This window comes from Streptomyces sp. NPDC036815, from assembly GCF_055609205.1.
Genome location: NZ_JBVJPW010000008.1, coordinates 242215 through 255601, shown reverse-complemented (window position 1 = coordinate 255601; position 13387 = coordinate 242215). Strand labels below are relative to the sequence as shown.

At 74.9% G+C, this 13387-nt stretch carries 14 protein-coding genes; 5 read left to right on the top strand and 9 right to left on the bottom strand.

What is annotated here, in order from left to right; genetic code table 11:
• Positions 1–1305 carry a discoidin domain-containing protein gene (locus tag ACZ69I_RS19075; RefSeq protein WP_470833383.1) on the top strand — a complete coding sequence of 435 codons (1305 nt, stop codon included), beginning with the start codon at positions 1–3 and terminating at the stop codon, positions 1303–1305.
• A 155-nt stretch (positions 1306–1460) separates the two neighbouring features.
• On the opposite strand, the gene ACZ69I_RS19070 is transcribed toward ACZ69I_RS19075, so the two are convergent.
• Positions 1461–2384: an LLM class F420-dependent oxidoreductase gene (locus tag ACZ69I_RS19070; protein ID WP_470833381.1), complete on the bottom strand. Its 924-nt coding sequence runs from the start codon at positions 2382–2384 to the stop codon at positions 1461–1463.
• 246 nt (positions 2385–2630) lie between these two features.
• Between ACZ69I_RS19070 and ACZ69I_RS19065 the strand changes: the two genes are divergently transcribed.
• Positions 2631–2882: a hypothetical protein gene (locus ACZ69I_RS19065; RefSeq protein ID WP_470833380.1), complete on the top strand. Its 252-nt coding sequence runs from the start codon at positions 2631–2633 to the stop codon at positions 2880–2882.
• A gap of 131 nt (positions 2883–3013) precedes the next feature.
• On the opposite strand, the gene ACZ69I_RS19060 is transcribed toward ACZ69I_RS19065, so the two are convergent.
• The 5 genes from ACZ69I_RS19060 to tsaD form a co-directional block, all read right to left on the bottom strand.
• Entirely contained in the window at positions 3014–3496 is a 483-nt protein-coding gene (locus ACZ69I_RS19060) for a DUF6099 family protein (RefSeq protein WP_470833378.1), read from the bottom strand.
• Between the two features lie 259 nt (positions 3497–3755).
• Positions 3756–4082 carry a nucleotide pyrophosphohydrolase gene (locus ACZ69I_RS19055; protein ID WP_467676641.1) on the bottom strand — a complete coding sequence of 109 codons (327 nt, stop codon included), beginning with the start codon at positions 4080–4082 and terminating at the stop codon, positions 3756–3758.
• Positions 4066–5256: an AAA family ATPase gene (locus ACZ69I_RS19050; RefSeq protein ID WP_470833376.1), complete on the bottom strand. Its 1191-nt coding sequence runs from the start codon at positions 5254–5256 to the stop codon at positions 4066–4068. Before ACZ69I_RS19050 ends, ACZ69I_RS19055 begins: the two co-directional genes overlap by 17 nt.
• A gap of 123 nt (positions 5257–5379) precedes the next feature.
• A complete protein-coding gene (locus ACZ69I_RS19045; RefSeq protein WP_389713571.1) occupies positions 5380–5772 on the bottom strand; it encodes a cell division protein SepF in 393 nt (130 codons plus the stop codon).
• Between the two features lie 111 nt (positions 5773–5883).
• Positions 5884–6954, bottom strand: a complete 1071-nt coding sequence (gene tsaD / locus ACZ69I_RS19040) for a tRNA (adenosine(37)-N6)-threonylcarbamoyltransferase complex transferase subunit TsaD (RefSeq protein WP_470833374.1) — start codon at positions 6952–6954, stop codon at positions 5884–5886.
• A gap of 144 nt (positions 6955–7098) precedes the next feature.
• Between tsaD and cbiE the strand changes: the two genes are divergently transcribed.
• On the top strand, positions 7099–8349 hold the full coding sequence (gene cbiE / locus ACZ69I_RS19035; protein ID WP_470833372.1) for a precorrin-6y C5,15-methyltransferase (decarboxylating) subunit CbiE: 1251 nt from the start codon (positions 7099–7101) through the stop codon (positions 8347–8349).
• The gene (gene cobM / locus ACZ69I_RS19030) at positions 8346–9095 is read left to right on the top strand and encodes a precorrin-4 C(11)-methyltransferase (RefSeq protein ID WP_470833370.1); all 750 of its coding nucleotides are present in this window, start codon (positions 8346–8348) and stop codon (positions 9093–9095) included. The genes cbiE and cobM overlap by 4 nt, the downstream gene beginning before the upstream one ends.
• 117 nt (positions 9096–9212) lie before the next feature.
• Here cobM and ACZ69I_RS19025 read toward each other — a convergent pair whose 3' ends face one another.
• On the bottom strand, positions 9213–10352 hold the full coding sequence (locus tag ACZ69I_RS19025) for a cobalt-precorrin-5B (C(1))-methyltransferase (protein ID WP_467676649.1): 1140 nt from the start codon (positions 10350–10352) through the stop codon (positions 9213–9215).
• Between the two features lie 17 nt (positions 10353–10369).
• On the opposite strand from ACZ69I_RS19025, the gene ACZ69I_RS19020 reads away from it, so the two are divergent.
• On the top strand, positions 10370–11116 hold the full coding sequence (locus tag ACZ69I_RS19020; RefSeq protein WP_470833368.1) for a cobalt-precorrin-6A reductase: 747 nt from the start codon (positions 10370–10372) through the stop codon (positions 11114–11116).
• A 107-nt stretch (positions 11117–11223) separates the two neighbouring features.
• On the opposite strand, the gene ACZ69I_RS19015 is transcribed toward ACZ69I_RS19020, so the two are convergent.
• Both ACZ69I_RS19015 and ACZ69I_RS19010 read right to left on the bottom strand, forming a co-directional pair.
• The gene (locus ACZ69I_RS19015; RefSeq protein WP_470833366.1) at positions 11224–12753 is read right to left on the bottom strand and encodes a precorrin-2 C(20)-methyltransferase; all 1530 of its coding nucleotides are present in this window, start codon (positions 12751–12753) and stop codon (positions 11224–11226) included.
• Positions 12750–13376, bottom strand: a complete 627-nt coding sequence (locus tag ACZ69I_RS19010) for a precorrin-8X methylmutase (RefSeq protein ID WP_467677000.1) — start codon at positions 13374–13376, stop codon at positions 12750–12752. The genes ACZ69I_RS19015 and ACZ69I_RS19010 overlap by 4 nt, the downstream gene beginning before the upstream one ends.
• Positions 13377–13387: the final 11 nt, after the last annotated feature.

The following is a 13387-nucleotide window of genomic DNA, read 5'->3' as shown; positions in this document are numbered from 1 at the left end:
ATGCCCGAGCAGCCCGAGATGGACGAGATGCCGAACTCCCCCTCCAACACGCCCCCCTGCCCCGAGTGCGGCACCCCGGCCCGCCTGCACGGACAGTCCTTCTGCGACTCCTGCGGCGCCTTCCTGCGCTGGGACACTCCGGCCACGCCGGTCGGCCCGTCGAGCGCGGCCGACGCCGCGGCCGCGCCGGGCGCGGGTCCGGCCGCCCCGGACTCCGGTCCCGCCGCGCACCGCCCGAACCGGCCGAACCCGGTGGACCCGAGGAGCGCCGGTGCCCCGGCCGGCCCGCCGGCCCCGCCTGCTCCGCCCCGGCAGCAGAGCGGCCCCGCGGGCCCGCCCGGCTCCACCGACACCACCGTCCCGCTCCCGTCCAACGGCCCCGCGGAACCGGCCCCTTCCCGGCCCTCCCCCGCGCCCAGCTCCCCGCCCTCCCCCGCCCCCTCCTCCTCGTCCCCCTCCGACACGGCCATCCGGTCCCTGCTCGTGCCGGTCCCTGACGCCTCCGGCGCCGTCGCGCCGCCGGAGAGCCCGGGCGGCGTGCTGCCGGGCAGGCCGGAGGCGGCCCGGCCGCGCGTACGGCAGGCCGCCGTGCCCGCCGAGCCCGAGTCCGGCACGCCGTGCCCGAGCTGCGGGACGCCCAACGCGCCCCGCCGGCACTTCTGCCGCAGCTGCGCGAGCCCGCTCAGGGACTCGCACGGCCCGTCCGCCGAGGGCCCCTACGCCGGTCAGCGCCCCCGCCTGCACCGCGACCGCACCCGCTGGATCGCCCGCGCCGTGGGCATCGCGGTCGTCGCGGGCCTGGTGGTCGGCGGCATCTTCGGCGGGCCCCCCGCCGCCCGCGCCATCCAGGACCACTTCGCCAAGCGGGTCCCCGTCCACCCCACCGACTACAGCGCCTCGCACTCCGCCCCCAAGCAGGCGGCCAAGCTCGCCTTCGACGGCTACTCCAACACCTGGTGGGGCACCGGCTACGCGGGCGACGCGGCGGGCCAGTGGCTGCAGGCCGACTTCGGCCAGCCCACCGATCTGCTCAACCTCCTCATCACCCCGGGCACGTCGCCGCGCAGCGCGCAGGCCGCCGAGCAGGCGAGGCCGATGGAGTTCGACCTGGTGGTCAGCGACTCGGCGGGCAAGGTGCACACGATGCACCGCCGGATCAACGACGGCGGCGTGCAGAAGGTCGACGTGCGCGTCCGGGACGCGGTGAGCGCGCGGATGGTCCTGCGCTCCGCCTACGGCGCGGGCAAGAAGCACCAGGTGGCCGTCGCCGAGCTGGAGTTCTTCGGCCGCTCGACCGGGCAGTAGCCGAGGACGGAGTGACCGCCGGGCCCCGGAGGGGTGAGCCCGGCGGCCACGTACGAGGACCGGCCGACCACGGGGATCGGTCGGTCGCGTGGCCCGGTCGTCCGCGTGACCCGGCAGACCGCGTGACTCCGCAGACCGCGTGACCAGTCGGTCGGCTACGACAGCTGCGACTGCACCTGCGAGGAGATGAGCTCCAGGTGGTCCAGGTCGGACAGGTCCAGGCACTGCAGGTAGATGCGGCTCGCGCCGATCTCCTGGTACCGCCCGATCTTGTCGACGACCTCGGCGGGCGAGCCCGCCAGGCCGTTCGCCTTGAGCTCGTCCACGTCACGGCCGATGAACGCCGCACGCCGGGCGACCTCCGCGTCGTCCTTGCCCACACAGACCACCAGCGCGCTGGAGTACACCAGGTCGCCGCCCTTGCGTCCGGCCTGCTCGGCGGCCGCGCGGACCCGGCCGAACTGCCGCTCGCTGTCCTCGACCGAGGCGAAGGGGATGTTGAACTCGTCGGCGTACTGCGCGGCGAGGCGCGGGGTGCGCTTCGCCCCGTGGCCGCCGATCAGAACCGGCACCTTCGGCTGGGCGGGCTTGGGCAGGGCCGGGGAATCGGTGAGCTGATAGTGCTTGCCCTCATGGCTGAAGGTCTTGCCGACCTCCGTCGACCACAGGCCCGTGACGATCTCCAGCTGCTCCTCCAGGCGGGCGAACTTCTCCTTGGGGAAGGGGATGCCGTACGCCTTGTGCTCGTCCTCGAACCAGCCTGCCCCCAGCCCCAGTTCGACCCGGCCGCCCGACATCTGGTCGACCTGGGCCACCTGGATGGCGAGGACGCCCGGCAGCCGGAACGTGCCGGCGGTCATGAGCGTGCCGAGCCTGATCCGCTTGGTCTCACGGGCGAGCCCGGCGAGGGTGATCCACGCGTCCGTGGGCCCCGGCAGGCCGTCGGCGGAACCCATGCTGAGGTAGTGGTCGGAGCGGAAGAACGCGTCAAAGCCGAGGTCCTCGGTGGCTTTGGCCACGGTGAGCAGGGTGTCGTAGGTGGCCCCTTGCTGGGGCTCGGTGAAGATTCGAAGATCCATGGCTCCATCCTGCACGCTCGAACGCCCGTCAACCCCGCCGGTCCCGCCGATCTCCCACCACCCCGGTCGGGTGAAAAACCGTCAACGCCTCGGTGGCGCGCGCCCGCCGCAGTGACTCCGTCCGCCGGGTGATCGTTGGCTCGGGCGGAGCCGGGCCGCCCGGCACCCGCGCCGGCGGTCCCTGCCGGTGCGTCGCTGCGTCAACTGCCCTCCCCCGGCGGGAGGGCGAGGGCCGAGGAGGCCGCCATGTCCCAGGAAGCCGTGCCCGAGCAGGAGGCCGCGCACGACGCGCCCGTACCCGCGCAGCAGGGCGCACCCAAGGGCCTGTTGCAGCAGATGGAGGAGTTGATGGCAGCGCTCGACGCGGACCTGACCCAGCTCGACGCCGATCTGCAGCAGTCCACCTCCCCCGGCACGCCCTCGCCGGGCACCTCCGCCCCGAGCCTCTCCGCCCCGTCCGCCCGCCCGCGGAGCGACGACGGGCCCGGCCGCCGCTGACCGCACCGGCGCTCCGCCGGCACCTGCACGGCCCTCGCGACGCGCGCGACCTGGGCGACCTCCGCCCCCTGGGCGACCTGCTGGGCGACCTGCGCGACCCTGCCGCCCGGCGGGGTCGGCACGGAGCCGCCTCATGACGGGCCCGCCGCCGAGTCCGGCTGGGGCAGGCTCCCCTCCCGCACCGCGAGCCTGCGCAGCATCTCGATGACCCGGTCCCTGGACTCGTCGGCCGCGTCGATCGCCTCCATGCACTGCCAGTACACCCCCTCGTCCTCCGCGCTCATCGCGACGCCGACGAGCGCGATGGCCACCTCGCCGAGGAGCCTGCCGAGTCCGAGCAGGACCTCATGGGCGTCGCCGGTCCCCGTCAGCCGCGCGGCCCGTATGTCCTCCGTCCCGAGGCGCGGGGCGTCGAGCACCCCGCAGGCTCTGCCGCCGACCTCGCTCAGGCCCAGTGCCTCGCCCCGTAACTCAGGAGGACCCGCGACCGCGAGGTGGCCGCCGATCGCCTGCGCGAGGGCCTGTGACTGCCAGACCTCCACGACGATGTCCGCGGGCTCCTGACTGCTCGCCAGCGCACGGCGGTTCGCCTCGATGAGCCGCATCGCGTTCATACCCGGCCCCCTTCATTCCGCGCGCACTCGCCGCACGATTACCCGAACTCCCCTGTCCACTACCCAGAGTGATACTCATCCGGGCGAAAAGCCAGGGGAAGCCGGAAATCTGTGGACAGCCAGTCGAGTTTGGCCAAGCCATCCACTCCGGAGAGTGACGAAAGTATCGGAAGCGGAGGTTCCGGGCTGTGGACAAGGGAGTTCGACGGAGGCGGGGAGAGCGTTGAAGTCAGGTCGCCGCGGGGGCGGTTCAGGGGGCTCAGGGCGCCGGGAAACGCCGTTCGTTGCGTTCGATCTTCGCCGCGAGCGCGGCCAGTGCGTCGATCCCGAGGACCTCGCAGAACTGCAGCAGATAGGCGAGGACGTCCGCCACCTCGTCCGCCACCCGGGGCGCCGTATCGGGATCCTTCATGACCCGCGCCGACTCCTCGGGCGTCAACCACTGGAAGATCTCCACGAGTTCGGACGCCTCCACGCTGAGCGCGGCGGCCAGGTTCTTCGGGGTGTGGTACTGCTCCCAGTCGCGCGCCGCCGCGAACTCGGCCAGCCTGCGCTGCAGTACCGCCACGTCAAGTCGTTCCGTCACGGTCCAGGTCTACCACCGTGGCGCCCGCGGCGCCGGTGGCCCAGGCCGCGTCGCCCACCGCCCCCACGAGGCGGATGTGCCCGCGCGCGCAGGTGCGGGCCGCCAGCTCGCCGAGTACGCGGACCTGGCGGACGTCGAGGTGGCGGTCCAGGCCGTCGGCGAGGACCGTCAGGGTCTGGTAGGCCTGCGGCACCTCGGCGGCCGGGTCGACGGCGAGCACGCCGGGCCCGGTGAGCAGGACGAGGGACAGCGCGAGGAACCTCAACTCGCCGTCCCCGAGCCGCCCGAGCGGCGTCCGCACCCCGTCGCCCCGGTCGACGAACGCCTGCACCGCGCCGTCCGCCCCCTCCTCCGCGAGCACGTCGGCGACCGGCCCCGCACACCCCGAACGCGCCGCCCCGACGAGCAGCCCGTGACGCACCGCACACTCCGACCGGGTCCGCCAGAGCACTTCGGCGAGGTTGTCGCAGCCGCCCAGGAGGCGGCCCGCACCGAGACCGGCGCCGACCAGTCCCGCCGGAACCGGGGCGCGCATGCGGCCGGGCCGCGGGTCGCAGGCGAACGCCGAGCGCAGCGCGACCACGACCTGCTCCGCCGCCGCGAGCACGAGGCGCTGCCCGTCCGTCTTCCCCGCCACGCGCAGCGGCACGAGCGCCGTACCGAGCCGGTCGTCCGGCATCGGGGCGCGCGTCACGGGCGCCGTGCCCGCCGTGTGCCAGGCCGCCTGGACCACGCGCCGGCCGGGATCGCGCAGCGCGGTCTCCAGGAGGACGAGCCCGTCCCGGGTCAACCGCTCGCCGACGACGCGCAGTTCGGGCTCGGCCTGCACGGCGAGGTCGAGCCGGACGGCCCCCGCGGGCCCCTCGACCGTGCAGCCGATGCGGAAGCCGCGCCGCCGTTGGAGGTCGGCGCGGGCCCGTTCGGGCACGCAGGCGAGGGGGTCGGCGAAGACGTCGGCGAGTTCGGCCCCGGCGCAGAGCCGCGCCAGCGCCTCGTACGCGAAAAGGGCGCTGGACTTGCCGCTGCCGCTCGGCCCTGTGATCAAGGTCATCGGGCCGAGCGGGACCGACGTGGCCCGGTGCCCGGCGAAAGCGGACAGGCGCAGTTCGGTCACCTGCGGCCTGACCTGGCCCGCCGGGGACTCCGTGACCGACACCCGGGTATGCACCGTCATGCCCGGACGGTAAGCGGCGGCGATCCAGGCGAACCGTTACGCCGAACCGACTTTCCTACGATCGAGGGATTGCCCCGGAAGGTCCCCCGAGCCGGGCTCCGAGGAGCTACAGCCGCACGCCCTTCAGGACTGCGCGACCGCGTCCACCAGCCCCTGGACCTCCGTTCCCGGCGGGGCGAGGAGGAAGACGTTCTTGTCGACCCGGTGCATTCCGCAGCCCAGGCCGAGGACCACGCCGCTGCTGAAGTCCAGTACGCGCTTGGCGACTTCGGTCTCCGCGCCGGTCAGGTCGAGAAGGACCGGGATCTGCGCCATCACGGTCTCGGCGACCTCACGGGCGTCCGAGAAGACGTTCACCCGCATCACCACGAACCGGCGCCGCGTCTCGGTCTCCGCGTCGGGCAGCGCGCGGTGCCCGGGCCACGAAGGCCATTCGTTGCGGCTGCGCAGCGGTACGACCTGGGCGAGCCCTTCCCACTGTTCGTCGGTGACGTCGTGGCGCTGACTGCTGCTCACTTGCCCACCCCGTCCTGGCTCGTACTTGTTCTCTGCACCGGCCAATTCTTACGCCAAGTCACCCGTTCAGCCCAACACCGACACGGATGCCCCCCTCGACGCCCCCCACCGTCAGGCGGCCGCCCTCGCCCGTCCTGCCGACCCGACCGGGTTGAGGGAGGCGAACTCCAGCGGCGCCGAAGGGTCGATGGAGACGTTCAGGGGCGCGGGCTCCGCGCCCGCGCGCACCAGGAGGTCGCCGACCGCCGCGATCATCGCTCCGTTGTCGGTGCACAGGCGCAGCGGCGGGACCCGCAGGGTGACGCCCGCCGCCCGGCAGCGCTCCTCGGCGAGGGCGCGCACACGGGAGTTGGCCGCGACACCGCCGACCACGACCAGCGTGCCGACGCCGTACGCGCGGCAGGCCGCGACCGCCTTGCGGGTGAGCACGTCGGCCACGGCCTCCTGGAGCGAGGCGGCGCCGTCGGCGACCGGCAGGGGCCGCCCGGCGTGGCCCTCGGCCCAGCGCGCCGCGGCCGTCTTCAGCCCGGAGAAGGAGAAGGCGTACGGGGCGTCGCGCGGCCCGGTCAGCGGGCGCGGGAAGGGCACGGCTGCCGGGTCGCCCTCGCGTGCGGCACGGTCGATGGCGGGACCGCCCGGGTACGGGAGGCCGAAGACCCGCGCCACCTTGTCGAAGCACTCCCCCGCGGCGTCGTCGAGGGTGTCCCCGAGGTGGACGATCGGGTCGCGCGCCAGGTCGCGTACGAGCAGGAGCGAGGTGTGGCCGCCGGAGACGATCAGGACCATGCAGGGGTCGGGCAGCGGGCCGTGTTCCAGGGTGTCGGCGGCCACGTGTCCGGCGAGGTGGTGCACGCCGTGGAGCGGCACGTCCAGGGCGTACGCGAGGCTCTTCGCGCCGGCCAGGCCGACCTGGAGGGCGCCGGAGAGGCCGGGGCCCGTGGTCACGGCGACCGCGCCGATGTCGGACATCCGCAGGCCCGCCTCGTCCAGCGCCCCGCGGATCACCGGGGTGAGTGCGTGGACGTGGGCGCGGGCGGCGATCTCCGGGACGACGCCGCCGTAGCGGGCGTACTCGTCCATGCTCGACGCCACGACGTGGCCGAGCAGCCGCCCCTCGCGGACGAGGCCCGCGCCCGTCTCGTCGCAGGACGACTCGATGCCGAGCACCACCGGAGAGCCCATCGCGCTGTGGCCTTTCTGCCCAGAGGGCCGCGCGGAACGGCCGCACGGCTTATTGCAAGTAGTTCGCAATAAGGGTACGCCGCCCGGTCCCCAGTAGAGTGCGGCTGCGCAGCCCTTCCCGAACCCCGAGGTCAGGTACCAGCAGTGACCCCCGCATCCCCCGCAGGCATACCGGCCGTCACCGTCGTCGGGATCGGGGCCGACGGCTGGGAGGGGCTCCCGGCGCCGTCGCGCGCGGCCCTCTCCGACGCCGAGGTCCTGATCGGCGGCCCCCGCCAGCTCGACCTGCTGCCCGCGGACAGCTGCGCGGGCGAGCGCGTGGCCTGGCCCTCGCCGCTGCGGCCCGCCGTGCCCGGCCTGCTCGCCGCCCACGCGGGGCGCCGCGTCGCCGTCCTCGCCAGCGGCGACCCGATGTTCTACGGCATCGGCCGGGCCCTGACCGAGGAACTGGGCGCCGCCGCGCTGCGGGTGCTCCCGCACCCGTCCGCCGTCTCCCTCGCCTGCGCGCGCCTCGGCTGGCCGGTCGAGGACACCGAGGTCGTCACGCTCGTCGGCCGCCCGGCCGCCCGGCTCGCCGCCGCGCTGCACGCCGGGCGCCGCCTCCTCGTGCTGAGCGCCGGCGCGGCCTCGCCCGGCGAGGTCGCCGCCCTGCTGTGCGAGCGCGGCTTCGGCCCGAGCCGGCTGCGCGTCCTCGAACAGCTCGGCGGCGCGGGCGAGTCGTCGTACGAGGGCACCGCGGAGACCTGGTCGCACGCGCCGGGCGACGCCCTGAACGTCGTCGCGATCGAGTGCCTGCGCTCCCCCGACGCGCTGCGCCTCGGCGCCGTGCCGGGGCTGCCCGACGCCGCGTACGAGAACGACGGGCAGCTCACCAAACGCTACGTCCGCGCCGCCACGCTCGCCGCGCTCGCGCCCGCCCCCGGTGAACTCCTCTGGGACGTGGGCGGCGGCTCCGGCTCGATCGCCGTGGAGTGGCTGCGCGCGCACCCGTCGTGCCGTGCCGTCACCGTAGAGAAGAACCCCGTGCGCGCGGCGCGGATCACCCGCAACGCGGAGCGGCTCGGCGTGCCCGCGCTGCGCGTCGTGACCGGCGCCGCGCCCGCCGCGCTCGCCGGACTCCCCACGCCGGACGCCGTGTTCATCGGCGGCGGTCTCACCGCGCCCGGCCTCCTCGACGCCGCCCTGGCCGCGCTGCCGCCCGGCGGGCGCCTGGTGGCCAACACCGTCACGCTGGAGTCCGAGGCGCTGCTCACCGAGTGGTACCGGCGCCACGGCGGCGAACTGGTGCGGCTCGCGGTCGCGCAGGCCGTCCCCGTCGGCGGCTTCACCGGCTGGCGGCAGGCCATGCCGGTCACCCAGTGGTCCGTCACCAAGTCTGGAGAACAACAACGATGACCGTGTACTTCATCGGCGCGGGTCCCGGCGCCGCCGACCTGATCACGGTCCGCGGCGCGCGGCGGATCGCCGCCTGCCAGGTCTGCCTGTACGCGGGCAGCCTGGTGCCGCGCGAGCTGCTGGCCGAGTGCCCGGACGGCGCACAGCTGGTGGACACCGCGCAGCTCACCCTCGACCAGATCACCGAGAAGCTGGTGCACGCGCACGAGCAGGGGCTCGACGTGGCGCGGCTGCACTCGGGCGACCCGTCCGTGTTCAGCGCGGTCGCCGAGCAGATGCGGCGGCTCGACGCGGCCGGGGTGCCCTACGAAGTGGTGCCGGGCGTCCCCGCGTTCGCCGCCGCGGCGGCCGCGCTGAAGCGGGAGCTGACCGTGCCGACCGTCGGCCAGACCGTCATCCTCACGCGCATCGCCCAGCGGGCGACGGCCATGCCCGAGGGCGAGGACCTGGCCACGCTCGGCCGCAGCGGCGCGCTGCTCGTGCTGCACCTGGCCGCGGGTTACGTCGACCGCGTGGTCGAGGAGCTCCTGCCCCATTACGGCGCCAACTGCCCCGCGGCCGTGGTCGCCCTCGCGAGCCGTCCCGACGAGGTGATCCTGCGCGGCACGCTGGAGTCCATCGCGGGGCAGGTCAAGGAGGCGGGGATCGTGCGGACCGCCGTCATCATGGTGGGACGGACGCTCGGCGCCTCGCAGTTCCGCGACAGCCACCTGTACTCGGCGGAGCGGGACCGTCACGTGTGCTGAGCACGCCTCGACGGTTCGGCCGAGCCGGTCGGCGGGCTCCGCCGCCGGGGCGCGGATGGCCGCGCGGCCACGGTTCTCGTCGGTCCCCGGCCCAGTCGGGGCAGCCCGCCGGTACCGTCACGGGGCCCGCACCCCGCTGCGGCCCACCACCGTCCCCGCCCGGTCGATGCAGATGACGTCCACCGCGACCGGGGCGCCCCGGAGCACGGCGAGGGCCTCGTCGCGTGCCGTCACCGCCACCAGGTCGCCGAGCGGCACACCGGCCGCGGCGCACGACTGGAGCGCGGCCAGGCCCGTGTTGGCGGCGGCGACCTGCCCGGCCAGTTCGGCGGAGGCGCCGCCGCGCCGGGCGAGCTCCGCGAGGAAGCCCTTGTCGACCTGGGAGCGCGCCGAGTGCAGGTCCAGGTGGCCCGCCGCGAGCTTCGACAGCTTCGCGAAGCCGCCACAGATGGTGAGCCGGTCGACGGGGTGGCGGCGCACGTACTTCAGGACGGCGCCCGCGAAGTCCCCCATGTCGAGCAGGGCGTCCTCCGGCAGTCCGTACTCGGCGACGACGGTCTTCTCCGACGTCGACCCCGTGCACCCGGCGACATGCGTGCGCCCGGCCGCCCGCGCCACGTCCACCCCGCGCCGGATCGAGTCGATCCACGCCGAGCAGGAGTAGGGCACGACGATGCCGGTCGTCCCGAGGATGGAGAGCCCGCCGAGGATGCCGAGGCGCGGGTTCCAGGTGGAGCGGGCGATCTCCTCGCCGTGGTCGACGGAGATCGTGATCTCGACGTCCGGCGTGACCCCGGCGCGCTCGGCCACCAGCGTCACGTGGTCCCGCATCATCTGCCGCGGCACGGGGTTGACGGCGGGCTCGCCGACGTCGAGGGGCAGCCCGGGGCGGGTGACCGTGCCGACCCCCGGACCCGCCTTGAAGACGACGCCCGAGCCGGGCGGCAGCCGCCGCACCGTGGACCGCACCAGCGCGCCGTGCGTGACGTCGGGGTCGTCGCCCGCGTCCTTGACGATGCCCGCGGTGGCGTACGCGTCCGTCAGCTCCTCGGCGGCGAGCGCGAAGGCCGGTGTCTGGCCCTTGGGCAGCGTGATGGTCACCGGGTCGGGAAAGTCGCCGGTCAGCAGCGCCGTGTACGCGGCCGTCGTCGCGGCGGTCGCACAGGCGCCGGTCGTCCAGCCGGGCCGCAGACCGGTGTGCTTGAGTTGGGCGCCGCGTCCGCCCTTGGCCTCGCCCGCCCCGCTTGCCTCACTCATGAAGGGAACCGAACTCCGTGCACGTACTGATTCTGGGGGGAACGACCGAGGCCCGCCGCCTGGCGGAGCTCCTCGCGGCCGATGCGGGGCTGCGGGTGACCAGTTCCCTCGCGGGACGGGTCGCGGCGCCGCGGATGCCGCCCGGCGAGGTCCGCGTGGGCGGCTTCGGCGGGGCCGATGGGCTGGCGGCGTGGCTGGCCGGGCACCACGTGGACGCGCTCATCGACGCCACCCATCCTTTCGCCGGGACGATCTCGTTCAACGCGGCGAAGGCCGCCGCCACCGCCCATGTTCCCCTGCTCGCCCTGCGCCGCCCCGGCTGGGTCGCGGAAGACGGGGACGACTGGCATCCGGTCGACTCCCTGGAGCAGGCGGCACGGGTGCTGCCCGCCCTGGGCGAGCGGGTGTTCCTCACCACCGGGCGGATGGGCCTCGCGGCGTTCGCGGGCCCCGGGACGGCGGCCCTGTGGTTCCTCGTACGCTCCGTCGACGCGCCCGAGCCGCCGTTCCCCGCGCGCATGGAGGTACTCCTCGACCGGGGCCCGTTCACGCTCGAAGGAGAGCGGGAGATCCTGCGCGCCCACCGCGTCGACGTCGTGGTGACCAAGGACAGCGGGGGCGTGGCGACCGCACCGAAACTCGTCGCCGCACGCGAGGCGGGGCTTCCTGTCGTGGTCGTACGCCGGCCTCCCGGGCCGGAGGGGGTGGACGGCGTCGCCACGCCGGAGGAAGCGATCGCCTGGGTGCGTACGCTGCGCGGCTGACTGCGGGTTGTCCGTGGCTGGTCGCGCAGCTCCCCGCACCCGTGTTTTCAGGGGCGCGGGGACCGCGCGAGCAACCATGACGCACCCGCAGGCGACCCAAGAGGGGGCTACCCCTCGGGGTACCGCCGCGGTGTCCAGACGATCTGCTCCTCGCCCCCGCGCCGCCTGCCCCACCGGGTCTGGGAGGAGCCGACGATCAGCAGCGTCCGCATGTCGACCTCGTCGGGGTCGAGATCACCGAGGCGCACGATCCGCACGCTCTCCTCGGGGCCGCCGACGTCCCTGCCGAGGACGACCGGGGTGTCGGGGGCCCGATGCTCCAGGAGCAGCTCCCGTGCCTTGCCCAACTGCCAGGTGCGGCTGCGCGAGCCCGGGTTGTAGAGCGCGAGGACGAGATCCGCGGCGGCGGCCGCCGCGAGCCGCTCCGCGATGACCTCCCAGGGCTTGAGCCGGTCGGAGAGGGAGATCGTCGCGTAGTCGTGGCCGAGCGGGGCCCCCGCCCGGGCCGCCGCCGCGTTCGCGGCCGTCACACCGGGCAGCACCCGTACCGGAACGTCCGCGTACGCGTCCTGCGAGGCCGCCTCCAGGACCGCCGTGGCCATCGCGAAGACGCCCGGGTCGCCGCCCGACACGACGGCCACCCGCCGCCCCCGCCGCGCCAGCTCCAGGGCGAACTCGGCGCGCTCGGACTCCACGCGGTTGTCGGAGCCGTGCCGCCGCTGGCCTGCGCGGTGCGGCACGCGGTCGACGTACGTGGTGTAGCCGACCAGGTCGTCGGCGGCGGCGAGCGCGCCGCGCGTCTCGGGGGTCAGCCACAGCGGGCCCGCGGGACCGGTGCCGACCACGACGACCTCTCCGCGCCGCTCCGCGGGCGGTTCCGGCGCGGGTCCGCCCGTCAGCGGCGCCACCCGGCTCGGCAGCACCGCCACGGAGAAGTACGGCACCGACTCCGGGTCCACGTCGGCCAGCCTGCCGGTGCGCTCGCCCGCCATCGTGGCCCGCTCGACGTAGCGGGCCTCGTCGAGGCGGCCCGCGGTCTCCAGGGCGCCCCGCACCTTCCCGAACGTGCGGCCCAGCTTCATGACGACCGCCGAGTCCGTCGCCGCGAGGCGCGCGGCGAGCTCCTCCTCGGGGAGCGTGCCCGGCAGCACGGTGAGGACCTCCTCGGCCTCCACCAGCGGCTCGCCGAGGCGGGCCGCCGCCGCGCTCACGGAGGTGACGCCGGGGATCACCTCGGTCGGGTAGCGGTGCGCGAGGCGCTTGTGCATGTGCTGGTAGGAGCCGTAGAAGAGCGGGTCGCCCTCGGCGAGCACGGCGACCGTGCGGCCCGCGTCGAGGTGGACGGCGAGCCGGGCCGCGGCCTCCTCGTAGAAGTCGTCGAGGGCGCCGCGGTAGCCGCCGGGGTGGTCGGTGCCCTCCGTGGTGACGGGGTAGACCAGCGCCTCCTCGATGTGGTCGGCGCGCAGGTGCGCGGCCGCGATCGAGCGGGCGATGGACCGGCCGTGCCGCGCCGAGTGGTAGGCGACGACGTCGGCCGACGCGATCACCTCGACGGCGCGCAAGGTCATCAGCGACGGGTCGCCGGGGCCGAGGCCGACCCCGTAGAGCCGCCCCTGCGGGCGCTGTTCGGTGTTCACTCCGTCTCGCTCGCAATCGCGTTGATCGCCGCCGCGGCCATCGCGCTGCCGCCGCGACGCCCCCGTACGACCAGGTACTCCAGACCGGAAGGGTGTGCGGCGAGCGCGTCCTTGGACTCGGCGGCGCCGACGAAGCCGACCGGGATGCCGAGGACGGCGGCCGGGCGCGGCGCGCCTTCCTCGATCATCTCCAGGAGGCGGAAGAGCGCGGTGGGCGCGTTGCCGATGGCGACGACGGAGCCTTCGAGGCGGTCGCGCCACAGTTCCATGGCGGCGGCGCTGCGGGTGGTGCCCAGGCGCGCCGCGAGGTCCGGCACGGAGGGGTCGGCGAGCGTGCAGATCACGTCGTTGTCGGCGGGCAGCCGCTTGCGCGTGACGCCGCTCGCGACCATGTTCGCGTCGCAGAGGATCGGCGCGCCGTCGCGCAGCGCCTTGCGGGCGTCGGCGATCACCCGCGGGCTGAAGGCGAGATCCTTCACGAGGTCGACCATCCCGCAGGCGTGGATCATCCGGACCGCGACCTGGCTGACGTCGGCGGGCAGGCCGTGGAGGTCCGCCTCCGCGCGGATGGTGGCAAAGGACTCGCGGTAGATCGCCGCGCCGTCCTTCTCGTAGTCGAACACTGTGCTCTCGC

Bases quoted from the DNA above. Each gene is read 5' to 3' on its own strand.
- ACZ69I_RS19075 (WP_470833383.1), top strand. From the start codon at position 1: ATGCCCGAGCAGCCCGAGATGGACGAGATGCCGAACTCCCCCTCCAAC.
- ACZ69I_RS19070 (WP_470833381.1), bottom strand. From the start codon at position 2,384: ATGGATCTTCGAATCTTCACCGAGCCCCAGCAAGGGGCCACCTACGAC.
- ACZ69I_RS19065 (WP_470833380.1), top strand. From the start codon at position 2,631: ATGTCCCAGGAAGCCGTGCCCGAGCAGGAGGCCGCGCACGACGCGCCC.
- ACZ69I_RS19060 (WP_470833378.1), bottom strand. From the start codon at position 3,496: ATGAACGCGATGCGGCTCATCGAGGCGAACCGCCGTGCGCTGGCGAGC.
- ACZ69I_RS19050 (WP_470833376.1), bottom strand. From the start codon at position 5,256: ATGACGGTGCATACCCGGGTGTCGGTCACGGAGTCCCCGGCGGGCCAG.
- tsaD (WP_470833374.1), bottom strand. From the start codon at position 6,954: ATGGGCTCTCCGGTGGTGCTCGGCATCGAGTCGTCCTGCGACGAGACG.
- cobM (WP_470833370.1), top strand. From the start codon at position 8,346: ATGACCGTGTACTTCATCGGCGCGGGTCCCGGCGCCGCCGACCTGATC.
- ACZ69I_RS19025 (WP_467676649.1), bottom strand. From the start codon at position 10,352: ATGAGTGAGGCAAGCGGGGCGGGCGAGGCCAAGGGCGGACGCGGCGCC.